The 681-nt window shown below is 42.6% G+C and carries 1 protein-coding gene; it reads right to left on the reverse strand.

Annotation, left to right across the window (positions count from 1 at the left end):
* Window positions 1-445: 445 nt before the first annotated feature.
* A partial coding sequence (locus tag R7Q09_RS25915) for a potassium transporter TrkG (RefSeq protein ID WP_318143913.1) occupies window positions 446-681 on the reverse strand: 236 nt, incomplete at its 5' end.

Here is a 681-nt window from a genome sequence, read left to right on the forward strand (position 1 = left end):
GAAATCAGCAGTTCCGCGTAAAATCGCCTCGCTATTGCTTCCGTCACTCAGCGTGATCGGATGCCAAATTGGCGATGGTGGGGTCGTTGCCATACTGTTTCCGGCAACAAGTGCAGTCAGCATGGTCAAGGCAAAGGTGTGGAATTTCAAAGTACGGCTCCATCTTTTCAATTCACCATGCATAAAACGAACTCAGATACCCATCAATTTAACGAGCGGTTACCTGATGGTTATTTACGCATTAGATATAAATTAAGTGAATGAATGGTACAGAAATGAAAGGATAAGGGAATGCTGACAAGGGGATCAAAAAGAAAATTTGAGCAGAAGACCACGTTATTTATAAATGTTTGAGCGCCGATGACCAATCGACGCTCAAAAAAGTCAAAATATCACTTTAAATTCAAAGCGTTATTTTACGTTCATTTTGCTTATTACTGACAAATCATCCAGTAAGAACCGTGTCTTCTGGGTACTTAATCAAGGTTGGCTCTGGTCTCGCTAACATATATGCGAGCGTCAAAGGCCCAATACGGCCAATGATCATCACGACGATCATGATGTACTTTCCAGGCTCTGAAAGCTCTGCCGTCAAACCTGCAGTAAGCCCAACCGTTGCAAAAGCAGAAATCGTTTCGAACATCACTTTGTCAAAAGAAGCTTTCTCCGTCAGCATCAACA

The organism is Vibrio sp. 2130-1, assembly GCF_033339515.1.